The 22810-nt window shown below is 58.1% G+C and carries 24 protein-coding genes and 1 pseudogene; 8 read left to right on the forward strand and 17 right to left on the reverse strand.

The window, feature by feature from the left end:
- Window positions 1-57: 57 nt before the first annotated feature.
- Window positions 58-948 carry a 4-hydroxybenzoate octaprenyltransferase gene (ubiA, locus tag ACP7BO_RS19410; protein ID WP_060696437.1) on the reverse strand — a complete coding sequence of 297 codons (891 nt, stop codon included), beginning with the start codon at window positions 946-948 and terminating at the stop codon, window positions 58-60.
- A complete protein-coding gene (locus tag ACP7BO_RS19415; protein ID WP_060696436.1) occupies window positions 949-1512 on the reverse strand; it encodes a chorismate--pyruvate lyase family protein in 564 nt (187 codons plus the stop codon).
- 200 nt (window positions 1513-1712) lie between these two features.
- On the opposite strand from ACP7BO_RS19415, the gene ACP7BO_RS19420 reads away from it, so the two are divergent.
- From ACP7BO_RS19420 to ACP7BO_RS19435, 4 genes are all read left to right on the forward strand, one after another.
- On the forward strand, window positions 1713-1880 hold the full coding sequence (locus tag ACP7BO_RS19420; protein WP_003437744.1) for a rubredoxin: 168 nt from the start codon (window positions 1713-1715) through the stop codon (window positions 1878-1880).
- Window positions 1881-1921: 41 nt separating this feature from the next.
- The gene (locus tag ACP7BO_RS19425) at window positions 1922-3070 is read left to right on the forward strand and encodes an NAD(P)/FAD-dependent oxidoreductase (RefSeq protein WP_397455377.1); all 1149 of its coding nucleotides are present in this window, start codon (window positions 1922-1924) and stop codon (window positions 3068-3070) included.
- A gap of 188 nt (window positions 3071-3258) precedes the next feature.
- The gene (locus tag ACP7BO_RS19430; RefSeq protein ID WP_019410306.1) at window positions 3259-3534 is read left to right on the forward strand and encodes an HU family DNA-binding protein; all 276 of its coding nucleotides are present in this window, start codon (window positions 3259-3261) and stop codon (window positions 3532-3534) included.
- Window positions 3535-3741: 207 nt separating this feature from the next.
- Window positions 3742-4122, forward strand: a complete 381-nt coding sequence (locus ACP7BO_RS19435) for a hypothetical protein (protein WP_060696434.1) — start codon at window positions 3742-3744, stop codon at window positions 4120-4122.
- Between the two features lie 88 nt (window positions 4123-4210).
- Here the strand turns inward: ACP7BO_RS19435 and ACP7BO_RS19440 are convergent, their stop codons facing one another.
- The 6 genes from ACP7BO_RS19440 to exbB form a co-directional block, all read right to left on the reverse strand.
- Window positions 4211-5620, reverse strand: a complete 1410-nt coding sequence (locus ACP7BO_RS19440; protein WP_426212188.1) for an aminoacyl-tRNA deacylase and HDOD domain-containing protein — start codon at window positions 5618-5620, stop codon at window positions 4211-4213.
- Window positions 5621-5689: 69 nt separating this feature from the next.
- Window positions 5690-7765: an ATP-dependent DNA helicase RecG gene (gene recG, locus ACP7BO_RS19445; protein ID WP_060697004.1), complete on the reverse strand. Its 2076-nt coding sequence runs from the start codon at window positions 7763-7765 to the stop codon at window positions 5690-5692.
- An 8-nt stretch (window positions 7766-7773) separates the two neighbouring features.
- Entirely contained in the window at window positions 7774-8694 is a 921-nt protein-coding gene (locus tag ACP7BO_RS19450) for a hydrogen peroxide-inducible genes activator (RefSeq protein ID WP_003437762.1), read from the reverse strand.
- Between the two features lie 224 nt (window positions 8695-8918).
- Entirely contained in the window at window positions 8919-9665 is a 747-nt protein-coding gene (locus ACP7BO_RS19455) for a TonB family protein (RefSeq protein ID WP_060696432.1), read from the reverse strand.
- Window positions 9662-10087 (reverse strand): TonB system transport protein ExbD, encoded by a 426-nt coding sequence (exbD, locus tag ACP7BO_RS19460; RefSeq protein WP_060696431.1) that lies wholly within the window; start codon window positions 10085-10087, stop codon window positions 9662-9664. Before exbD ends, ACP7BO_RS19455 begins: the two co-directional genes overlap by 4 nt.
- Before the next feature lie 6 nt (window positions 10088-10093).
- Window positions 10094-11071, reverse strand: a complete 978-nt coding sequence (gene exbB / locus ACP7BO_RS19465) for a tonB-system energizer ExbB (protein WP_060696430.1) — start codon at window positions 11069-11071, stop codon at window positions 10094-10096.
- A gap of 188 nt (window positions 11072-11259) precedes the next feature.
- On the opposite strand from exbB, the gene ACP7BO_RS19470 reads away from it, so the two are divergent.
- Window positions 11260-12111: an SDR family oxidoreductase gene (locus tag ACP7BO_RS19470; protein ID WP_426212191.1), complete on the forward strand. Its 852-nt coding sequence runs from the start codon at window positions 11260-11262 to the stop codon at window positions 12109-12111.
- 57 nt (window positions 12112-12168) lie between these two features.
- Here ACP7BO_RS19470 and ACP7BO_RS19475 read toward each other — a convergent pair whose 3' ends face one another.
- The 6 genes from ACP7BO_RS19475 to ACP7BO_RS19500 form a co-directional block, all read right to left on the reverse strand.
- Window positions 12169-12912 (reverse strand): hypothetical protein, encoded by a 744-nt coding sequence (locus ACP7BO_RS19475; RefSeq protein ID WP_397455374.1) that lies wholly within the window; start codon window positions 12910-12912, stop codon window positions 12169-12171.
- A 68-nt stretch (window positions 12913-12980) separates the two neighbouring features.
- Window positions 12981-13361, reverse strand: a complete 381-nt coding sequence (locus ACP7BO_RS19480) for a RidA family protein (RefSeq protein WP_003437778.1) — start codon at window positions 13359-13361, stop codon at window positions 12981-12983.
- Between the two features lie 24 nt (window positions 13362-13385).
- Window positions 13386-15491, reverse strand: coding sequence for a bifunctional GTP diphosphokinase/guanosine-3',5'-bis pyrophosphate 3'-pyrophosphohydrolase (spoT, locus tag ACP7BO_RS19485; protein ID WP_060696427.1), 2106 nt, complete (start codon window positions 15489-15491; stop codon window positions 13386-13388).
- A 60-nt stretch (window positions 15492-15551) separates the two neighbouring features.
- Window positions 15552-15815: a DNA-directed RNA polymerase subunit omega gene (gene rpoZ / locus ACP7BO_RS19490; protein WP_003437783.1), complete on the reverse strand. Its 264-nt coding sequence runs from the start codon at window positions 15813-15815 to the stop codon at window positions 15552-15554.
- Window positions 15816-15982: 167 nt separating this feature from the next.
- Complete coding sequence (gene gmk, locus ACP7BO_RS19495) at window positions 15983-16603, reverse strand: guanylate kinase (RefSeq protein ID WP_060696426.1); 621 nt, start codon at window positions 16601-16603, stop codon at window positions 15983-15985.
- 13 nt (window positions 16604-16616) lie between these two features.
- The gene (locus ACP7BO_RS19500) at window positions 16617-17480 is read right to left on the reverse strand and encodes a YicC/YloC family endoribonuclease (RefSeq protein WP_426212195.1); all 864 of its coding nucleotides are present in this window, start codon (window positions 17478-17480) and stop codon (window positions 16617-16619) included.
- 223 nt (window positions 17481-17703) lie between these two features.
- On the opposite strand from ACP7BO_RS19500, the gene rph reads away from it, so the two are divergent.
- Both rph and ACP7BO_RS19510 read left to right on the forward strand, forming a co-directional pair.
- Window positions 17704-18426 (forward strand): ribonuclease PH, encoded by a 723-nt coding sequence (rph, locus tag ACP7BO_RS19505; RefSeq protein ID WP_003437790.1) that lies wholly within the window; start codon window positions 17704-17706, stop codon window positions 18424-18426.
- Between the two features lie 49 nt (window positions 18427-18475).
- A complete protein-coding gene (locus tag ACP7BO_RS19510; protein WP_060696424.1) occupies window positions 18476-18844 on the forward strand; it encodes a DUF4870 domain-containing protein in 369 nt (122 codons plus the stop codon).
- Between the two features lie 60 nt (window positions 18845-18904).
- On the opposite strand, the gene ACP7BO_RS19515 is transcribed toward ACP7BO_RS19510, so the two are convergent.
- Window positions 18905-19684 carry an exodeoxyribonuclease III gene (locus tag ACP7BO_RS19515; RefSeq protein ID WP_003437806.1) on the reverse strand — a complete coding sequence of 260 codons (780 nt, stop codon included), beginning with the start codon at window positions 19682-19684 and terminating at the stop codon, window positions 18905-18907.
- 81 nt (window positions 19685-19765) lie between these two features.
- Between ACP7BO_RS19515 and pyrE the strand changes: the two genes are divergently transcribed.
- Complete coding sequence (pyrE, locus tag ACP7BO_RS19520) at window positions 19766-20407, forward strand: orotate phosphoribosyltransferase (RefSeq protein WP_003437809.1); 642 nt, start codon at window positions 19766-19768, stop codon at window positions 20405-20407.
- A 64-nt stretch (window positions 20408-20471) separates the two neighbouring features.
- Here pyrE and argB read toward each other — a convergent pair whose 3' ends face one another.
- Window positions 20472-21377, reverse strand: coding sequence for an acetylglutamate kinase (gene argB, locus ACP7BO_RS19525; RefSeq protein ID WP_060696423.1), 906 nt, complete (start codon window positions 21375-21377; stop codon window positions 20472-20474).
- A gap of 25 nt (window positions 21378-21402) precedes the next feature.
- Window positions 21403-22779, reverse strand: a pseudogene (locus ACP7BO_RS19530) (phosphomannomutase/phosphoglucomutase); the annotation flags it as partial.
- Between the last annotated feature and the right edge of the window lie 31 nt (window positions 22780-22810).

The raw sequence follows: 22810 nt of genomic DNA on the forward strand, positions 1-22810 counted from the left end.
GCTGTCTGTTGAATTGAAAAGCTCGCGAGCAAGCTCGCTCCTACAGGGGCCGTTTATTCATCCCAATGCGTAATTCAGGACGATGCCTACAAAGATTGCCAACCCGGCCCAGTGGTTGTGCAGGAAGGCTTTGAAACAGCGCTGCGGGTCGCGGTCGCGGGTATACCAGAACTCCCACACGAAGCACCCGGCCGCGACTAGCAGGCCGAGGTGGAACCAGCCGCCCAGTTCGAAGTGCGTACCTGCCAGCAGCAGGCAGCCAAGCGCCAGGCCTTGCAGGGTAAGGATGATCATGCGGTCAGCATCGCCAAACAGAATGGCGGTGGATTTGACTCCGATTTTCAAATCATCTTCGCGGTCGGTCATGGCGTAGTAGGTGTCGTAGCCCACGGTCCACAGCAGGTTGGCGATGTACAACAACCAGGCAGCGGCAGGCAGGCTGCCGGTCTCGGCGGTGAATGCCATGGGCATGCCCCATGAGAACGCCGCCCCCAGCACCACTTGCGGGTAGTAGGTGTAGCGCTTCATGAACGGGTAGCTTGCAGCCAGCGCCAGGCCGCCGAATGACAGCCAGATGGTCGGCGCATTAGTGCACAGCACCAGCAGGAAACTGATCCCCATCAGCAGCGCAAAAAACACCAATGCCTCTTTGCTGCTGATTTTTCCACTGACCAATGGCCGCTGTTCTGTACGTTTGACGTGGCCATCAACTTTGCGATCGGCAAAGTCGTTAATGACACAACCGCCGGCACGGGTCAGGATTACCCCGAAGACAAAGATCAGCAAGTTGCTCAGCGAAGGCACGCCCTTGGCGGCAACCCACAGCGCCCACAGCGTGGGCCAAAGCAGCAGGTAAATGCCGATGGGCTTGTCCATGCGGGTCAGCTGGATGAAGTCCCAGGCGCGAGGGTTCAGGCGATTGAGTGACTTGAGCAGGCGCACGTACATTCAGTTGTTCTCCGGCCGGGCACTCAGGGCGGCCCACAGTTTTGGTAAAAACACCTCGGCCACCAGCACGCTCAATGCTCCGCGTACAAAGCGCGAACGGCGGCCCCACAGTAGATCTGCCTGATCGGCAGCAGGCAACCAGGCACGCGGGTAGTGGCACACTTGCAAAGCACCGCGCTCAAAAGCCTGATCACAAAACAGCAGTTCACCCAGTGACCGGGTGCCCAGTTCGTCCATGTTCAAGGCACCATCTTCCAGAGCGCTTTTAGCTGCCACGCTGCGGGCAAACACCCACGGCTGCTGCTGACCGTGCAAATACACTTCACGCACCCAGCCCTCGCTGCCTTCGGGCAGGCTCAGGGCCGCACACTCATCCGGGCGCAAGGCCTGCCAGCCCTCAAAAAGCGGCAGCACGCTAAAGGCTCCACGGGAAAGCGCAGTCAGGCGACGGGTCAAGGAGCCTTGATCGAACAGCCAGTCGAGGACTTGTTCATCAGGCAATGCAGGAAGCTGGTCTTTTTCAAGCCAGACAGGGGAGATCAGCGGGTAAGTTAAGTGCGGCACAGTGGGTCATAATTGGCAGCCATTGAGGCCGGCGAGCTTATCACGCGGATCTTTGATTGAGCGGCCGGGGATTTTTTGGCAGTAATCGTGCTTGCATCTATCGATAGGCATCAGTACAAAACGCCCTGAATTGACGAGTGACCTGGCTGATCTGAAAAAGCCTGTGGCCTCCTATTAGCCTGAACTTGAGGAAATACCCCATGAAAAAGTGGCAATGCATCGTATGTGGACTGATTTATAACGAAGCCGACGGCTGGCCGGATGACGGCATCGCCCCCGGTACGCTGTGGCAAGACGTACCTGAAGACTGGCTGTGCCCGGACTGCGGCGTTGGCAAGATGGATTTCGAGATGATCGAAATCAACTGATCTACCCCCTTAAAAAGTGACTCACACCCATGGAGATTGGAATGAACGCACCTGTCGTGATCGTTGGTACCGGCCTGGCCGGCTACAATCTGGCCCGGGAATTTCGCAAGCTGGACAGCGAAACACCGCTGCTGCTGATCACGGCTGATGACGGCCGCTCCTACTCCAAGCCGATGCTGTCCACCGGCTTTGGCAAGAATAAAGAAGCTGACGGCCTGAGCATGGCGATGCCCGGCGCCATGGCGCAACAGCTCAACGCCCAGATACGGACCCACACCCGCATCAGCGGGATCGATCCGGGTCACAAGCAGCTGTGGATCGGCGAAGAAGCCGTTCCCTATCGCGACCTGATTCTGGCGTGGGGCGCGCAAACGGTGCAGGTGCCGGTAGAAGGTGATGCCCAGGACGCGATCTTCCCGATCAACGACCTGGAAGACTACGCCCGCTTTCGCGCCGCCGCCGCAGGCAAGCGCCGGGTATTGATTCTGGGCGCAGGCCTGATCGGCTGTGAGTTTGCCAATGACTTGATCGCAGGCGGTTATGAAGTTGATCTGGTCGCACCTTGCGAGCAGGTCATGCCGACCCTGTTGCATCCCGCCGCCGCTGCAGCGGTCAAGGCCGGCCTTGAGAGCCTGGGCGCGCGCTTGCACCTGGGCCCGGTACTGACTCGCCTGCAACGCACTGAAGATGGGCTCCAGGCGCATTTGTCGGATGCCAGCGTGATCGACTGCGATGTCGTAGTGTCTGCCATTGGTCTGCGCCCGCGCATCGATATGGCCGCTGCCGCGGGGATCCGGGTCAATCGGGGAATCGAGGTCAATCGCCAGCTCAAAACCTCCCATGACAACATCTATGCCTTGGGCGACTGTGCCGAGGTCGATGGCTTGAGCCTGTTGTATGTCATGCCGCTGATGAGCTGTGCCCGGGCCCTGGCGCAAACCCTGGCAGGCAACCCCACGGCCGTCAGCTACGGTGCGATGCCGATTACCGTCAAAACCCCGGTTTGCCCGCTTGTAGTGTCCCCCGTGCCGCGTGGGCATGAAGGCGTGTGGACCGTGGAGGGTCAAGGCGCAGATATCAAGGCACTGTGCAGGGACAGTGAAGGCAAATTGCTCGGTTATGCCCTGACAGGTGAGGCGGTTCGCGAAAAACTGGCGCTGAACAAAGAGCTGCCTGCACTTTTGGCGTAAATGCAGCCCACTCTGTCGCTTATACCACCAACTTGAGACAACAAAGCCGGCCCAGAGGCTGGCGCCGGCCTTGGCCGCGTGCCATCCTCACACCGGTCTGCCGCAGAGTAGAGCCTGCGGCGCCTTGGCGCTGCTCCAGAGAGAGCAGCACGGACATAACAACAAAAAACCGTCAAAGAGGCTTCATCATGCGTAAACCAGATCTCGCCAACGCTATCGCTGAAAAGGCTGACCTCACCAAAGAGCAAGCCAGCCGCGTCCTTAACGCAGTGCTTGAAGAAATCACCAATGCCCTGCATCGCAAAGACAGCGTAACGCTGGTCGGCTTCGGCACCTTTATTCAGCGCCATCGTGGTGCTCGCACCGGACAGAACCCGCAAACCGGCGAGCCGGTAAAAATCAAGGCCAGCAACACCGTAGCCTTCAAGCCGGGCAAGTTCTTGAAAGACAGCGTCAATCCATAAGTCCGGAATGGGCCGCTGCTCGCAACGGCCTTGAAGAATGGGCAAGCTGGCTCGGCTAGCGGCCCGTTCTTGACACCCGACCACACAATCGTGCGGCCATAAGCGGCAAAACCCCCACCATCTACGCCAGTCCATGCTCATATATGGCGTTCTTCGTTCAAATCGTTAAACTGCGCCGGCCATTTAATTTCTCCCGAGGCCGCCTACATGAAATTTCGTTTCCTGCTCTGGATGCTGGGCTTTTTGATGAGCAAAGCCAGCCGTAAAAACCCTGCTTTTCAGCAGCAACTGGTCGACAAGGACCTGGTTTTCCAGCTGCAAACCCTCGATGGCAAAGTGGCCCGTCACTTCAAAGTCAAAAATCAGCGCATCACCAGCCACTCGGGCCTGTACCCCGAGCCTGCCTTTTCGATCGCCTTCAAAGATGCAGCCTACGGCTTCGCCACGCTGCAAGCGAAGAACAAGCAACTGGCATTCATGACCGGGATTCAGGACAAATCGATTCAGATCAAAGGCAATCCGGCCCTGGTGATCTGGTTCCAGGGCCTGACCAAGTACCTCAAGCCACGTAAAAAGCCCACGGCCTGATACTTCAACTGTAGGAGCGAGCTTGCTCGCGAGCTGTTTACGCTTAGAAGAGCTCGCGAGCAAGCTCGCTCCTACAGGTAACGGCGGGCTACGCCCGGCTAAACTGCGCTGCCATTTCGCGAAGCAGCACTTCCGCCTCCAGCACTTTGCTGACAACGTCTTCCGCCTTTTCGCGGGAGATCCCCAGACGTTCGAACACCGCGTCTGGAAGTGGCGCACATGATCCGGTGCCGATTGCCCGGCTACGCAACAACCCCAGTGCCACACAGACCAGGTTCGGGAACTGTGCATCGGCGCCGCTATAATGCGGATCGTGCTGAAAACGCAATGCCGTCACCAGCTCTGGCGGCATGCTCCAGTACCGCAGCACCCAGGCTCCCATTTGCTCGCGGCTGATACCCAGCAAATGCTGTTCGATGACGCTATGGCTGACATGCGGGTTGACTTCAAGGTGACGGCAGATCAACGAGAAGTGCGGCGGGAACACATGAGCCAGCAACAAATACCCGAAGTTGTGTAACAGCCCGGCCAGGTAGGTTAGGCCGACTTCCGGGCGCTCGGCCCGAGGCATGGCCCGGGTCAACCCCTCAATGACCGCTGCGGTGTAGATCGACTGCTGCCAGTAAGGGGCACTCGAGTGCGGGTAGTCCTTGGGCACGCTCAGGCTTTTGCCCAGCGCCAGACTCAGGGCGAGGTTAATCACCAGATCAACCCCCAGCACCCGGACAATAGCGTCTTCAACCGAGCGGATTTTGCTTTGTGAAGCGTAGTACGACGACGATGCCCAGCTCATGACTTGTGCCGCCAGTGCCGGGTCGGTTTCGACAACACTGGTGATTTCATCGATGGTGACGTTTGGATCGACCCGCAACCGCATGATTTTACGCACGCTTTCTGCCAGCGGCGGCAGCTCGATAGTGCCTTCCAGCCGTTGCTGGATACGGCGCGCCGTGAATGCCTGGACTGCCCGGTTGATCGCCTCGCCATCATCTTGTGCTTGATCAAGGTTAAGCCTGATAGCGCTCAGGGACTCGCCAAAGCGTCCCCCGCTGGCGTTGATCAGCAGGCGCCTGAAATCTTCCAGGCTAATCTCCAGCCACAAACCGGGCTCACCCGCACCGATCAACAACAGGGGTTGCTGGAGTAATTGCTCTTCGTACAGGCAAGGTGAATTGGTGAATGCAGGCAAGCCCGGCAACACGCTCAAGTTGTGCCTGCCGAGTATCTGCTGCAGGCGATCAGGCGCGATTGCCGTCATGCGACGCCCGACCAAGTCAGCGAGACGATTGAGATCGAGCAGGTGGCTCTGCGCAAACAGCACCATCAGGGCGCCAACCGAGTCATCGAGCAACACCGCCTGCACCTTGCAGCCCGGGTTGAGCCCCGGATGGTCGTGGACTTCGCGCCAGGTAACGGCCAAATCTTCAAGCAGCCGCCGGACTGCAAGCGGTGTGCTCAAAACGGTTGGAGCGCTGGCGACTTCATTGAAGGTCTGCATTCGATTCCTGCAACTCAAATTTGGTAAGCGTCTATTGATCGGCCGCAAATCTGATTACTGAACGAATTTTTACACCTGCCCATATTGCTGTCCGTGGCGTAGCCAGCGATCCAGCAGCGGACTGACGTGGCCCGGCCAGCGTTCAATCAGTGTCAGGGCAGCATCGCGCACAGCAGGCAGCAGGTCGGCATCGCGCATCAGGTCGGCGACCTTGAATTGCAGCAGGCCGGTTTGCCGGGTGCCCAGCATTTCGCCGGGGCCGCGCAGCTCGAGGTCTTTTTCGGCGATCACAAAACCATCATTGGTCTCACGCATGATGCCCAGGCGCTGACGCCCGATTTGCGACAGCGGCGGGTGATACAGCAGCACGCAATGACTCGCGGCGCTGCCCCGACCCACACGGCCACGCAACTGGTGGAGCTGGGACAGGCCCAGGCGCTCCGGGTTTTCGATAATCATCAGACTGGCATTGGGTACGTCGACGCCGACCTCGATCACCGTGGTTGCGACCAGCAGTTGCAACTCACCGGCCTTGAACTGCGCCATGACCGCGGCTTTTTCTGCCGCCTTCATACGGCCGTGAATCAGACCTACCCGCAACTCACCCAAAGCGCTTGAGAGGTCCTCAAAGGTGGTCTCGGCGGCCTGACAGGTCATCTCTTCGGATTCTTCAATCAGGGTGCATACCCAGTAGGCCTGCCGGCCTTCGGCACAGGCGGCACGCACCCGCTCGATCACTTCGATGCGCCGTGTGTCGACCACCAGTACGGTATTGACCGGCGTTCGGCCGGGCGGCAGCTCATCGAGAATCGAGGTGTCAAGATCGGCGTATGCACTCATGGCCAGGGTCCGCGGAATCGGGGTGGCCGTCATGATCAACTGGTGTGGGCACATCACCCCGCCAACCCCCTTGTTGCGCAGGGCCAGACGTTGCTGCACGCCAAAACGGTGTTGCTCATCGATGATCACCAGGGCCAGGTTCTTGAACTGCACCTGATCTTGAAACAAGGCATGGGTACCGACGACCATCGGTGCGCCATTGGCAATTTGTTCCATCGCACTGGCCCGGGCCTTGCCTTTGAGCTTGCCGGCCAGCCACGCAACTTCAAGCCCCAGCGGCTCCAGCCAACGCTTGAAGTTGATGTAGTGCTGCTCGGCAAGGATTTCCGTCGGTGCCATCAGTGCCACCTGATAGCCAGCCTCAAGCGCCTGTAAAGCGGCCATCGCCGCCACCACGGTCTTGCCTGCCCCCACATCGCCCTGAATCAGACGCAACATGGGTTCAGGCTGACTGAGGTCGTAGGCCACTTCGTTGCCGACTCTGACCTGGGCGCCGGTTGGCGGGAAGCCCAGGTTGGCCAGAAACTGCGCCGGCAGCTTTTGCGCTTTGGGCAAGGCCGGCGCCTGCTGGGAGCGCAGGCTCTCGCGCAATCGCTGCTGCGAGAGCTGATGGGTGAGCAGTTCCTCAAACGCCAGGCGGTGTTGTGCCCAGTGATGACCCAAGGCGAGCTCCTCGACATCGGCATCGGCCGGTGGCTGATGCAAATAGCGAATGGCTGCGTCCAGCGGCGCTAGCTGGTGCTCTTTGGCCAACTCCGGGGGTAACCAGTCAGGCAAGCTGCGCGGGCCAAGCAGGGCAAGGCTTTGCTGGCTGAGCTGGCGCAGACGCTGCTGGGTCAGACCTTCGGTTGTAGGGTAAATCGGTGTCAGCGTGGTATCGACGGGAGGTGGCTCATCACCGGTGATTGCACGGTATTCGGGATGGTAGATCTCCAGCCCCGACGCGCCGGGACGTGCCTCGCCATAGCAGCGCACTTCAGTGCCACGCTTGAGGCTCTCTTTTTGCGCATTGCTGAAATGATAGAACCGCAGGCTCAGGCCCCCGGTACCGTCATTGATCCGCACCAGCAAACTGCGGCGCTTGCCCATGACCACGTCCGCGCCGATGACCCGGCCTTCGACCACTGCATCCTGACCAGGGCGCAGGGCGCCGATGGGCACCACGCGAGTGCGGTCCTGATAGCGCAGCGGCAAATGGAAGAGCACATCCTGCAGGTTTTCCAGACCCACCTTGGCCAGTTTCTCGGCCATGGCCTCGCCAACGCCCTTGAGCGCGGTGACCGACACTTTCGACAACTCGGTCATCGGCAGGCTTACTTCGCGGCAGGCGGCTTGGCCACCGAGCACAGACGGATCGAGTCGGCGAGGATTTCAATCGCCTTGGGCCGAGGAAAGCTGGCACGCCAGGCGATGGCGACTGTACGAAAAGGTACCGGCGGAGTCAGCGGGCGCACAGCCAATATGCCCGGGGCATAGTGATGACTGTCGACGGCCGACAATGGCAGGATCGAAATGCCCAGACCTGAAGCCACCATGTGACGGATAGTTTCCAGCGAGCTGGATTCAACCGTGGTGTGTTGCGATCCGTCCTTGCCTTTGGCCAGGGTCGGGCAGGCTTCCAGCACCTGGTCGCGGAAGCAGTGACCTTCGCCCAGCAACAGCAGGCTCTTGTCGTTGAGCAGGCTGGCGTCGATGGTTTCTTTTTGCGTCCATGGATGCTCGCTCGGCATCAACACATAGAACGGCTCGTCGTAGAGCGGCAGGGTCAGTACATCGGCTTCGTTGAACGGCAGAGCGATGATGATCGCGTCCAGTTCGCCATTGCGCAGCTTGTCGCGCAGCACATGGGTGAAGTTTTCTTCGATGTACAACGGCATTTGCGGGGCGACCCGGTGCAGTTGCGGAATCAGGTGCGGAAACAGGTACGGGCCGACGGTGTAAATGGCACCGACCTTGAGCGGGGCGGTCAGCTGGTTCTTGCCGGCCTGGGCCAGTTCGCGAATGCCCTGGGCCTGCTCCAGTACCTTTTGCGCCTGGGCGACGATGCCTTCACCTACCGGGGTAAGGCGCACGGCACTTTTGCTGCGCTCAAAAATCAGCACACCGAGTTCGTCTTCCAGTTTTTTCACACCCACCGACAAGGTCGGCTGGCTGACGTGGCAACGTTCAGCCGCGTGGCCGAAGTGTTGTTCTTGGGCGAGCGTAACGATGTAGCGTAATTCTGTAAGCGTCATAGCGGGCGTCCCTGTGGTTGCGGGCCAAGCATAGCGGCTGCAATCGATAGACGCACGTTATCAGACATTACCCTCAGAGCTACAGTCGCTAATCAAGGCAAAGGAGGTTTAATACTGCGAGAGCGGGTTTAGCAGCGATGCAGCCGCCCCTGTGTTGCGGGAGACTGCACTGTTGCTGTCGCTGGCAAACCAGCTCTTACAGGGCTTTTATCCGAGCCAAGGTTTTATCGCCGACGTTTATCGATGGAATAAACGAAGGGTGCCACGATCTCGATGGTGCCATTGGTCAGCATTTCAGGCGGTGGCTTGGGCAATGGCTGGGCCCGACGAATCATTTCCAGGGTAGCCCGGTCCAGATCCGCGTTGCCTGAGCGTCCTACCAACTCATAGGACAGTACCTTGCCCTCAGCATCCACCACGAAGCGCAGACGGTTCAGACCCTCCTTGCCGCGCGACTGTGCAGAAGCCGGGTACTTTTTGTACTTGCCCAGGTGGGCCAGCAAAGTACCTTCCCAACTGGCTTTGGCGGCCAGCTGTTGTGCCGACGGGCCAGGGGCCGGGGCAGCAGACTTCTCGCTCGGCGCCTTGGTCGGTGTGGCGTCGCTCGGTTTCTCTTCTGAAGGCTTCTCTTTAACCGGGTCAGGTTTTTCCACAGGCTTGGGCGGTTGTGGCTTCTGCTTGGGCTTGACCGGCTTGGGGACAGCAATCTTCGGCTTGGGCGCTTCGGCCAGCTTGGGTATCGGCAACTCTTCCACAGGGGCCGGCGGTTGTGGTGGTGTCACCACTTTCGGCGGTGCTGGCGGTGGCGGTGCTGGCATCGGAGCCAGATCAACCATCATCGCTTGCGGAGGAAGTTCGACGTTCCGCGGGCTGGACCATTGCATGGCAAGAATGACTGCCACTGCATGGATGGCCAACACCGCGACCAGGCTGATTGCGTAACGCGTCATCTTTTGGCGCGCTATGGTCATTTCTTGGCTGCCGTCTCTAGTCCGACCAGACCCACCTTCAAGTAACCGGCTGCGCGCAGTGCATCCATCACGCTCATCAAGTCACCGTAGTCCACGCCTTTATCGGCCTGAAAGAAGATCGTCGTGTCTTTTTTGTTGTGAGTCCTGGCATCCAGGGTCGGGCCCAGGGCTTCAACGGTGACCGGCTCTTCACCCAGGTACAGGCGCTGGTCAGCCTTGACGCTGAGGAACACAGGCTTCTCAGGGCGCGGCGCCGGTTTGGCGGTCGAAGCGGGCAGGTCAACCTTGATATCTACAGTGGCCAGCGGTGCTGCCACCATGAAGATGATCAGCAGTACCAGCATCACGTCAATAAAAGGGGTGACGTTGATTTCGTGGTTCTCGGCGAGATCGTCATCGCCTTCTTTTAAATGCAGGCCCATGGCCGATTACCCCACTTTCACCATATGCGGTTGCGAGCTGCGCTCGGGCGGCAGGTGATCGAGGTCACGGCTAACCAACAGCAACACTTCTGCAGATGCGTCTGCCACTTGAGCCTTGTAGCCAGTGATAGAGCGGGCGAAGACGTTGTAAATCACTACCGCAGGGATCGCAGCAACCAGACCCAGTGCAGTGGCCAGCAGGGCCTCGGCAATACCCGGCGCTACAACGGCCAGGTTGGTGGTCTGGGTTTTGGCGATACCGATAAAGCTGTTCATGATCCCCCATACGGTACCGAACAGACCTACGAACGGCGCGGTGGAACCGATGGTGGCGAGGATGCCGGTGCCGCTGCTCATGTTGCGGCCGCACGCGGCAACCAGACGCTCGAGGCGGAAGCTGACGCGCTCTTTGATGCCTTCTTTTTCACGGCTATTGGCCGACAGACGCATTTCTTCAAGTGCGTCCTGCACCAGCAGGTGTGCCAGGGTGCCTTTTTTGGTAGCAGACTCGCTGGCTTCCTTGAGGGTGCCGGCTTTTTTCAGATTGGCGATTTCAACCCGCAGACGACGCTTGGCGCCCAGGACTTCAAAGCCTTTGGCAATCCAGATGGTCCAGGTGATGATCGAGGCAATAGCCAGGCCGATCATTACGATCTTGACGATGATGTCTGCGTTTTTGTACATGCCCCAAGGCGACAGGTCGTGGGCCATGCCCAGAGTGTTGTCTTCTTCAAGCACTTGCGGAGCGTCGTCGGCCGGAGCAACAGCACCCTCGACCAATGACGGGTCGGTTGCCCCTGGCGTAGCTACAGGTGCCGGTGCTGCAACCTCAGTGGCAGAATGCACGGCCGGCGCAGCAGGCTCGTCGGCAAACGCTGCAGCAGGCGCCAGCAACAGGCTGAACATCAGCGCCGCAAGCCCACGCCATACACGTGCGGGGCTCAAAAGCGGGGTTGGCGAAGCGGTGGGATGATTGCGTGTCATGCTAGCCGGACCTGAGAAAAGTAATAAGGTTATGCCCTACAACGCGTCTTGAGACCCAGGGCAAATGATGGGTTATTATTGCAAGTAATTCTTGTTAACAAAAGCAATTGCATCTGTTTTTTTAAAAAGTCACGACCTTGGTCGGGTCTGAACATGCAATTTTGTAACTTTATATTAGGAGTTTTGAGATGCCCAAAGCCTCGGTTCTGATCGCCGGTTGCGGTGATGTCGGAAGTCGTCTCGCGACTCAATTACTGGCCAATGACTGGCAGGTCTATGGGCTGCGGCGCTCCATCGACCGGCTGCCTGCTGGTGTCATTGGTGTAGCAGGCGACCTGTTCAGCGAGCAATGCCCAGACCAATGGCCCAAGGGCAATATTGATTATCTGGTGTATAGCGCTGCTGCCACAGAACACGACGAAGCAGGCTATCAGGCGGCTTATGTTGACGGGCTCAAACACACGCTCGACTGGCTCAAGCAACACAACCAGCAGCCAAAACGCCTGATATTTGTATCCAGCAGTGGGGTCTATGGGCAAAAAGGCGGCGAATGGGTGGATGAGACGTCACCCGCCGAAGCCTCGAGTTACTCGGGGCGAATCATGCTTGAGGCTGAGCAGGTAGCACTGCGCAGCGGCATTCCTGCAAGCGTGGTGCGCCTGACAGGGATCTACGGACCAGGACGCGAGTGGATGCTGGGGCAAGTACGCAAGGGCTACCGCGTTGCTGTAGATCCGCCGTTGTATGGCAACCGTATTCACGCCGATGACGCGGGCGGCCTTATAGCCTTCCTGCTCCAGGCCGACCTGCAGGGCAAATCTCTGGACGATTGCTACATCGGCGTAGATAACGCACCGGTACCCCTGGCTGAAGTCGTGGACTGGTTGCGTGAACGCCTGGGTATAACCGAATGGGCCGCCGAAGCCAGCGTTCGCCGGGCTGGCAGCAAGCGTTGCAGCAACGCACGGGCCAAAGCTTTGGGCTGGGAACCGCGTTATCCGAGTTATCGCGAAGGGTACGGCGAGATGCTAGCGAACTGACACCTACCGCAGGAGCGAGCTTGCTCGTTCCTGCGGTAAGCGATGCCTGGCTTGGACTTAAGGCTGCTTCTCCAGCAACCATTCACGCTTGCCCGGGTAAAGCTGGGGCATTTCGTCAGGCTTGGCAGAATCCAGCGCCTGGAAGATTTCCAACTGGCGGCCATTACGTACAAAAATGTGCGCCGCACCGGACTCATCCTGCTCCAGCCAGAGGCTGTCGTACTCGCCGCTCATCGATGCACAGTCGCCCGCCAGACACAGGGCGTAGGCGTTGGCATCGGGCAAGCCAGTAATCCGGCCATCTGCAAAGAAGGTCACTTGATTGCCTTGCCCTTTACCGCTGACCACACGCCATTGACCGCCCAGGTAGGCAGACTTGAGCGCGTGCTCGAAGTTGGTACCCAAAGGCGCATCACTTGCCAAGTTTATGGATGAGCGTACGAAGGACTGTTGCGGATCGGACTCTCCTGCGGCCTGTATCAACTCGTCACCATTGAGGCTCAAGTCTGTGGCAACGCTGCCATAGATATTGACCTGCCAAACGCCGTCGTTTTCCGGCATCAGCTTGCCTTCAACCCACTCAAAACCATTGGTGTAGTTGGCTTTGGCGTGCTTGGCATCAATTTGCCACTCAAGATTTGGACCGTTGGCAAGCAGGGCTTCACGCAAATTGCCACCTTTGGCGGCTTCATTTATTGCGGCCTGGTTGATCCAGACACCACTGATATCGCGATGGGCGGGGCCGCTGGCACAGCCACCCAGAAAAATGGTGAGCAGTGAGAATGCGAGCGCTTTGCGCATGGCGGAATCCTTTTAAAGCGGGGCAAGCGAGGGGTTGGCGCAGCATGAAGGCGCTGCGCCGAGGGGTGTTACTCAATTACCAGAATAGCGTCCATCTCAACCTGCGAACCCTTTGGCAGGGCGGCAACACCAATGGCAGCACGAGCCGGGTATGGCTGCTCGAAGTATTTGCCCATGATTTCGTTGACCTTGGCGAAATGGCTCAGGTCAGTCAGGAAGATGTTCAGCTTGACGATGTCCTTGAACGAACCGCCTGCCGCTTCAGCTACCGACTTCAGGTTTTCGAATACCTGAATGGTCTGGGCCTCAAAGCCTTCAACCAGTTCCATGGTTTTTGGGTCCAGGGGGATCTGACCGGACATGTAGACAGTATTGCCAGCTTTGATCGCCTGGGAATAAGTACCGATAGCAGCAGGTGCCTTATCGCTGGTGATAACAGTCTTGGTCATGGGTGACTCCTTGTAATTGGATGGCTACGCACGCATACGAGTGATGCGGATGACCCCGTTAAGGGCGCGCAGTTTTTTGATTACGCGGGCCAGATGCACACGGTCGTGCACACTGACCACCAGTTGGACCACGCTGATACGACCATCGCGTTCGTCCATGCTGATTTTTTCGATGTTGCCGTCGGCGGCGTTAACGCTGCTGGCCAGCAATGCAATCAGGCCACGCTGGTGCTCCAGCTCGACGCGCAACTCGACGTTGAATTCGCCGGTAACGTCCTTGGCCCACGAAAGCTGGACGCATTTTTCGGGGTTATGCCGGATTTCGCTGATATTGCGGCAGTTATCCAGGTGCACGACCATGCCTTTACCGGCAGATAAATGACCCACAATCGGGTCGCCCGGGATCGGCGTACAGCATTTGGCGTAACTGAGTACCAAACCTTCGGTGCCGCGAATCGCCAGTGGCCCTTCAGGGCTCGGCAGCTGTTCACCTTCACCCATCAGGCGCCGGGCAACCACGTAAGCCATGCGATTGCCCAGGCCAATATCTTCGAGCAAGTCCTCAACCTGTTCCAGGCGGTATTCCTGAAGCATTGCCTGCACGCGATCGGCCGGAATCTTGTCCAGTGCACTGTTGAAACCGTTAAGCACCTTGTTCAGCAAGCGCTCGCCCAAATTCACGGACTCGGAACGGCGTTGCAACTTGAGAGCATGACGAATGTGCGTACGGGCCTTGCCGGTGACGACAAAATTCAGCCACGCAGGGTTTGGCCGGGCACCTGGCGCGCTGACAATCTCGACCGTGGAACCACTTTGCAGCGGCTCGGACAGCGGAGCGAGACGCCGGTTGATGCGACAGGCAATACAGCTGTTGCCGACGTCGGTGTGCACCGCGTAGGCGAAATCGACTGCCGTGGAGCCTTTGGGCAGCTCCATGATCCGGCCTTTAGGCGTGAACACATAGACCTCGTCCGGAAACAGGTCGATCTTCACGCTTTCGATAAATTCGAGGGAATTGCCGGCGCGCTGCTGCATCTCCAGCACGCCCTTGACCCATTGCCGCGCCCGGGCATGAGTACCCGTGTGCTGTTCGTCGCCACTGGACTTATACAACCAGTGGGCGGCGATGCCGTTGTTGGCCATCTCTTCCATTTCACGGGTACGGATCTGAATTTCGATCGGTACGCCATGCATGCCAAACAGCGTGGTGTGCAACGACTGATAGCCGTTGGCTTTGGGAATGGCGATGTAGTCTTTAAAACGACCCGGCAGGGGTTTGTACAAATTATGTACAGCACCTAATACCCGGTAGCAGGTGTCGACCTTGTCAACGATGATCCGGAACGCATAAACGTCCATGATCTCGTTGAAGGCCCGACGCTTGCCGCGCATTTTTTTATAAATGCCGTAAATGTGCTTTTGACGGCCGCTGACTTCACCCTGAATGCCGTCTACGGCTAAACAGTGGCTGAGCGACTCTTCAATTTTGTTGACGATTTCCTTGCGATTGCCCCGGGCGCGCTTGACCGCCTGATAGATGCGCGCAGAGCGCATCGGGTACATCGCCTTGAAACCGAGATCTTCGAATTCGATACGAATACTGTGCATACCCAGCCGGTTGGCAATGGGTGCGTAGATTTCCAGGGTTTCCTTGGCAATCCGCCGGCGCTTTTCGCCGGACAGTACTTCGAGGGTTCGCATGTTGTGCAGACGATCAGCCAGCTTGACCAGAATCACGCGGATATCCCGCGCCATGGCCATGGCCATTTTCTGGAAGTTTTCAGCCTGGGCTTCGGCCTTGGTCTCGAAGTTCATCTGGGTCAGCTTGCTGACACCATCGACCAGTTCGGCCACGGTTTCACCGAACTGCGCAACAAGCGCTTCCTTGGCAATACCGGTGTCTTCGATCACGTCATGCAGCATGGCTGCCATCAGGCTTTGATGGTCCATATGCATGTCGGCAAGAATATTGGCCACTGCCAGCGGATGCGTGACATAAGGCTCGCCACTACGTCGGCGTTGGCCATCGTGGGCTTGTTCGGCGTAGAAGTACGCTCGTCGGACCAGATTGACCTGGTCCGCACTGAGGTAAGTCGACAAGCGATCGGCGAGGGCGTCTATGCTCGGCATGAGGGAACCCCCTGCCAAAACTTTTTACCCTTCGCCGTGCTACGTCGACCGGGCATAGGCTTAGTTCGCCTCGTTGGACTCGTCCTCGAACGCTGCGAACAGCGGTTCGTCTTCGACGATTTCAGCGTTGGCGATAAACTCGTAGCTCATCAGGCCTGCAGCGATTTCACGCAAGGCAACAACAGTAGGCTTGTCATTTTCCCACTCAACCAAAGGCTCTTTACCGCCGGTGGCCAGTTGACGGGCACGCTTGGTAGAGAGCATGACCAGCTCAAAGCGGTTATCCACGTGTTCTAGACAGTCTTCAACGGTTACGCGGGCCATGGTCTTCCTCGTAGCAAATGCAATATGCGCGCTGCCCGGATGGGCGAGCGGACTCAACAGTTTAAAAAATCACCAGCCATTAGGGAAGCGCTGATTTTTCAAGCACTGCCCGAAACCCTCTGTAAGCGCCAATGTAAAGCCCTTACAGGGGTTTTGGGAAGAGCTCTTTAACCAAGCAATTCGGCCAATAACTTGCCAAAACGCTGCTGCTGACGTTTTTGCTGGAGACGATTGGCGCGAAAAATCGCCTTCAAGTCCTCAAGCGCCAGCGCAAAATCGTCATTGATGATCAGGTAGTCATAGTCGACGTAGTGGCTCATTTCACTCACGGCTTCACGCATGCGCCCGTCAATGATTTCGTCGCTATCCTGCCCGCGATTGTCCAGACGCTCACGCAGCGCTTGCTGGCTTGGCGGCAGGATGAAGATCGAACGCGCCTGCGGCATCAGTTGGCGAACTTGCTCGGCGCCTTGCCAGTCGATTTCCAGAATCAGGTCGTGACCTTCATCCAGCGTCTGCTGCAAATGGCTCTGCGAAGTGCCATAAAGGTTGCCGAAGACCTCGGCGCGCTCCAGGAAATCGCCGTGCTCGATCATTTTCACGAACTCTTCGCGCTCGACGAAGTGATAGTTCACCCCGTTGACCTCGCCCGGACGCATGGCGCGGGTGGTGTGCGAAACCGAAACGCGAATCTGCGGCTCGAGGTCGATCAATGCCTTGACCAGGCTGGTCTTGCCTGCGCCCGAAGGGGCAGAAACGATATAAAGGGTGCCGGTGCTATGGGTCATGTCAGGGAGAGCCTTACTCAATATTCTGTACTTGTTCGCGCATCTGCTCGATCAACACTTTGAGGTTGACCGCTGCTTGTGTGCTGCGCGGATCGAATGCCTTGGAACCGAGGGTATTGGCCTCACGGTTAAGTTCTTGCATCAGGAAGTCGAGGCGCCGACCGGCGGCACCACCGGACTTGAGCACGCGACGCACCTCAAGAATGTGGGTGCTGAGACGGTCGAGCTCTTCGGCTACATCGCTTTTTTGCGCCAGCATGACCATTTCCTGCTCAAGGCGCTGCGGATCGAGCTCGGCTTTCATGTCAGCAAAGCGATCGAGCACCTTTTGCCGCTGGGTGGCCAGCATCTGCGGTACGAGTTCACGCAAAGTCTCGACATCACCTTCAATCGCGGTCAATCGCTCACTGATCAGGCGAGCCAGCTCGGCACCTTCACGCTCACGGCCATTTTTCAGCTCTTGCAGGGCTTGTTTAAACAGCTCCAGAGCCTGACTGTTCAGGGCTTGCGGATCACTCGCATCAGCCACCAGAACACCGGGCCAGGCCAGCACTTTAAGCGGATCGAGCGCAGCCGGCTGCTTGATCAGGCTGGCGATGGTCTCGGCAGCGGCCACCAGTTGCGCCGCGCGCTCACGGTCAACCTGCAGCGGTTTACCCGTGGACTCTTCAGTGAAACGCAACGTGCATTCCAGCTTGCCGCGTGAAATACCCTGGCGCAGCGCTTCGCGCACAGCACCTTCGAGGTCACGGAAAGACTCGGGCAGACGCAGGTGCGGCTCCAGGTAACGGCTATTGACCGAGCGCAGCTCCCAGCTCAGGGTGCCCTGAGTGCCGGCACTTTCGACACGGGCAAAGGCAGTCATGCTATGCACCATGGACGGTACCTCGCGATTCAATGAATTAAGCCCGAAGGCTATTAAGGCGGCGGATTGTAACGCAGTGCAGCTGGCGGCCCCAAATGACGTCTGTCGTAAAAGTACCCGGTGTCATGGCGCGCCCTCGGGAGCGACGAGCCAGGCGCGTAATTATTAGGCGTGTCCTGTTGGACCATGGCCTTTATAATGCTCGGCAGTTTTCCGTCTCGTACAGGTATCCCACATGAAACGTCCAAGTGGTCGCGTTGCCGATCAGCTCCGCCCGATCCGCATCACCCGCAACTACACCAAACACGCAGAGGGTTCTGTACTGGTCGAGTTCGGTGACACCAAAGTCATCTGCACCGTCAGCGTCGAGAACGGCGTACCGCGCTTCCTTAAAGGCCAGGGCCAGGGCTGGCTGACCGCCGAATACGGCATGCTGCCCCGCGCCACCGGCGACCGCAACCAGCGCGAAGCCAGCCGTGGCAAGCAAGGCGGTCGCACACTTGAAATCCAGCGCCTGATCGGCCGTTCGCTGCGCGCCGCACTGGACATGTCCAAGCTGGGCGACATTACCCTGTACGTCGACTGCGACGTGATCCAGGCCGACGGCGGCACTCGCACAGCCTCGATCACCGGCGCCATGGTTGCACTGGTCGACGCGCTGAAACTGATCAAGAAACGCGGCGGCCTGAAGGGCGGCGATCCACTCAAGCAAATGATCGCGGCGGTCTCGGTTGGCATGTATCAAGGCGAGCCCGTGCTCGACCTCGACTATCCTGAAGATTCGGCAGCCGAAACCGACCTGAACGTTGTTATGACCAGCACCGGCGGCTTCATCGAAGTTCAGGGCACTGCCGAAGGCGCGCCATTCCAGCCTGAAGAGCTGAATGCCATGCTCGCATTGGCACAGAAGGGCATGACCGAAATTTTCGCCCTGCAGCAAGCAGCACTGGCCGACTAAAACCGTCTGGTTTTATAGCCAGGCCGTCCCCGATCATCTGGAGAACGCCATGAGCGAGCTAGACCTTTCAAAACCCGAGCCGAGCCGTGACGCTCGTAAATGGGCCATGTTTTGTCACTTCTCGGCCTTCCTCGGGATGTGGTTTCCGTTTGGCAGCCTGATCGGCCCGCTGATCCTGTGGCAGGTAAAACGCGAAAGCGATCCGTTCATTGATGACCAGGGCAAGGAAGCCCTTAACTTTCAGATCACTGTGGCGATTGCTTCTGCCATTTGCTACGTGCTGATGTTCGTTCTGATAGGTTTCGCCTTGCTCGGCCTGGTGCTGATCGGCGCGGTAGTGCTGGTCGTCATTGCTGGCGTCAAGGCCAATGACGGAGTGGTATACCGCTATCCGTTCACCTGGCGTGCGATCAAGTAAACCGGCATCCACAAAAAAGCCGACAGCGATGTCGGCTTTTTTGTTGCTTCGAAAAAACACTTAGATAGTCAGTGTCCAGTCGTAGTCCACGATCAATGGCGCATGTTGCGAGAAGCGTGGTTGACGCGGCAAGCGAGCGCTTCGTACGAAGCGGCGCAGGCCCGGCGTCAACAACTGGTAGTCGAAACGCCAGCCCAGATTAAGCATCTCGGCCTGTTCGTTATCTGGCCACCAGCTGTACTGATCGCCTTCACGACTGACTTCACGCAGGGCATCGACATAACCCATGTTGCCTACAATCTCGTCCATCCAGGCCCGCTCAGGCGCCAGGAAACCAGGAGATTGCTGGCTGTCACGCCAGTTTTTAATGTCGAGTTTCTGCTGCGCCACATACAGCGAGCCGCAGTAGATGTACTCACGACGCTTGCGACGCTGTTTATCCAGATAGCGTGCAAAGTCGTCCATTAGCTTGAATTTTTGATTCAAGTCTTCATCGCCGTTCTGCCCCGAAGGGAGCAGCAAGGTCGCGATGCTGACCTTATCGAAATCGGCTTGCAGGTAGCGCCCGTAGCGATCGGCCGTCTCGAAGCCAAGCCCAGTGATGACTGCTTTCGGTTGCAACCGCGAATACAAAGCCACACCACCTTGGGCAGGGACTTCAGCTTCGCAGGCATAAAGAAAGTAGCCATCCAGCTGGTAGGCTGGATCGTCCAGTTCAAAGGCGGAGGCGCGGGTGTCCTGCAGGCAGATAACGTCGGCATTCTGAGCTTGCAGCCAACTGAGCAAACCGCGCTCGACTGCCGTCTGAATACCATTGACGTTCACACTGATGATCCGCATAAATGGCCCCAAAAATCACGTGCGTGTATGATACACGCCGTCTAACTAATTAGCTAAATCCGTGGCATCTGGGGCCTTTACATGCAAGCGTATCAGCGCGACTTCATCCGTTTTGCCATCGATCGCGGCGTTTTGCGCTTCGGTGAGTTCACCCTGAAGTCCGGGCGCACCAGTCCTTACTTCTTCAACGCCGGCCTGTTCAACACCGGTTCCGCACTGGCTCAACTGGGGCGCTTCTATGCCGCCGCCATCGTTGACAGCGGTATCTCCTTCGACGTGCTGTTTGGCCCGGCCTACAAAGGTATTCCGCTGGCGGCAACTACTGCAGTGGCGCTGGCTGAACACCACGACCGCGACCTGCCATGGTGCTTCAACCGCAAGGAAGCCAAGGCCCACGGCGAAGGCGGCAGCCTGGTGGGCTCGCCACTTGAAGGCAATATCCTGATCATCGACGACGTGATCACCGCCGGCACCGCCATCCGTGAAGTCATGCAAATCATCCAGGCCCAGGGCGCCAAAGCCGCAGGCGTGCTGATCGCCCTGAACCGCCAGGAACGTGGCAATGGCGAGCTGTCGGCCATCCAGGAAGTCGAGCGCGACTTCGGTATTCCGGTAGTCAGTATCGTTTCGCTGAACCAGGTGCTGCAGTACCTGGCCGAAGACGAAACGCTCAAGCAATACCTGCCGGCCGTTGAGGCCTACCGGGCGCAGTACGGGATCTAACCCCCTCACCGCGCAAAAAAAAGCCCCGCCCGGCAATCGCCGGGCGGGGCTTTTTCAGTTCTGCTTAGGCCGGCTTGCTGTTGGTAATCAGCGTACCCACACCCGTATCGGTGAAGATTTCCAGCAGCACCGCGTTCGGTACACGACCGTCGACAATGTGCGCCGTGGTCACGCCGCCCTGCACCGCTTCCAGCGCGCAACGGATCTTGGGCAGCATGCCGCCGTAGATGGTGCCATCGGCAATCAGGTCATCTACCTGGGCCGTGGTCAGCCCGGTCAACACCTTGCCCTGCTTGTCCATCAGGCCCGCGATATTGGTCAGCAACATCAGCTTTTCAGCTTTCAGCGCTTCAGCGACTTTACCCGCCACCAGATCCGCGTTGATGTTGTAGGACTCGCCGTTTTCACCCACGCCAATCGGCGCGATCACAGGGATGAAATCACCCTTGGTCAGCATGTTCAGCAAGTCCGTGTTGATCCCGACCACTTCACCCACATGCCCGAAATCGATGATTTCCGGGCTGGTCATTTCTGGCGTCTGACGGGTAACCACCATTTTCTTGGCCCGGATCAGCGTCGCATCCTTGCCGGTCAGGCCGATGGCACTACCGCCATGGCGGTTGATGAGGTTGACGATCTCCTTGTTCACATGACCGCCGAGCACCATCTCAACCACATCCATGGTTTGCGAGTCAGTGACGCGCATACCGTCGATGAAATGACTCTCGATGGACAGGCGCTTGAGCAAATCACCGATTTGCGGACCGCCACCATGTACCACGACCGGATTGATACCCACGGCCTTCATCAACACGATGTCACGGGCAAAACCGGTTTTCAGCTCATCGTTTTCCATAGCGTTGCCGCCGTACTTGATCACCAGCGTCTTGCCGACGTAACGGCGAATGTAGGGCAGCGCTTCGGACAAAACCTTGGCGACGTTGGAGGCAGCATCACGTTCGAGGGTCATTCAGGGCTCCGGTAGAACAAATCGATCAAAACGGTAGTTGGAGATCAGGCGCCACACGCTTCAATTGGGCGTGAAAGACATCCTTGATACGTTGCAGTTCGGCCTCGGTCTCTGCCTCGAATCGCAGCACCAGCACCGGAGTGGTGTTGGAGGCGCGAACCAGGCCCCAGCCGTGTGGATAGTCGACCCGCACGCCATCAATGGTCGTCAGCTCGGCGGCTTCACCCCATTGGGCATCGTGCAGGGCGTCAATGATGCTGAATTTGCTCTCATCCGTCACATCGATATTGATCTCTGGCGTAGAAATATCGTTCGGGAAGGTCTCAAACAGCTCTTCGGCTGTCGCCTGGCGCTTGCTGAGGATCTCCAGCAGGCGTGCAGCACTGTAAATACCGTCATCAAAACCGAACCAGCGCTCTTTGAAAAAGATATGCCCGCTCATTTCTCCAGCCAGCAAGGCACTGGTTTCCTTCATCTTCTTCTTGATTAACGAATGACCGGTCTTCCACATCAGTGGCCGACCGCCACATTCCTCGATCCATGGCGCCAGACGACGGCTGCATTTCACATCGAAAATGATCTCGGCAGCCGGGTTACGCTCCAGCACATCCTGAGCGAACAGCATCAACAAACGATCGGGGAACACCATGGTGCCCGTGTTGGTTACGACACCGACACGGTCGCCGTCGCCATCAAAGGCCAGGCCGAGGTCGGCATTGGTTTCTCTAACTTTGGCGATCAGATCCACCAGATTCTCGGGCTTGCCCGGATCCGGGTGGTGGTTGGGGAAGTTACCGTCCACATCGCAGAACAACGGGATCACTTCGCAATTCAACGCTTCGATCAATTGCGGAGCAATCACGCCTGCCGCACCGTTACCACAATCAACGACCACTTTGAGACGTTTGGCCAGCTTGATATCACGGGTAATTTCATCGAAGTAGCGCGGCAGAATATCAACCCGCGTGATGCTGCCTTCACCCCAGGTCAGATCATTGCTCTTGAGACGGGTATGCAGCGCCTGAATTTGCTCATTGGCCAGAGTGTCGCCCGCGATCACAATCTTGAAGCCGTTGTAATTGGACGGGTTATGGCTGCCCGTGAGCATCACCCCCGATTTGCCTGCCAGCACGCTGGCCGCGTAATACAGGGCAGGCGTCGGCACCAGGCCCACATCGCTGACATGACAACCGCTGTCAGCCACACCCTGAATCAAACGCTCCACCAGTTCCGGACCCGACAAACGCCCGTCACGACCTACAGACACATGGGGCTCGCCCTGGGCCAGGCTTTCAGCGCCAATGGCGCGGCCAATCCAGTAGGCGGTTTCAGCTGTCAACGTTTCAGGCACCACACCGCGAATGTCATAGGCGCGAAAAATGCTGTCAGGGAATTGCGGTGCGACCGATGCCGGACTGCTCATTACAAGGGGT

It is taken from the genome of Pseudomonas sp. TWR2-1-1, assembly GCF_049897045.1.
GTDB lineage: Bacteria > Pseudomonadota > Gammaproteobacteria > Pseudomonadales > Pseudomonadaceae > Aquipseudomonas > Aquipseudomonas versuta.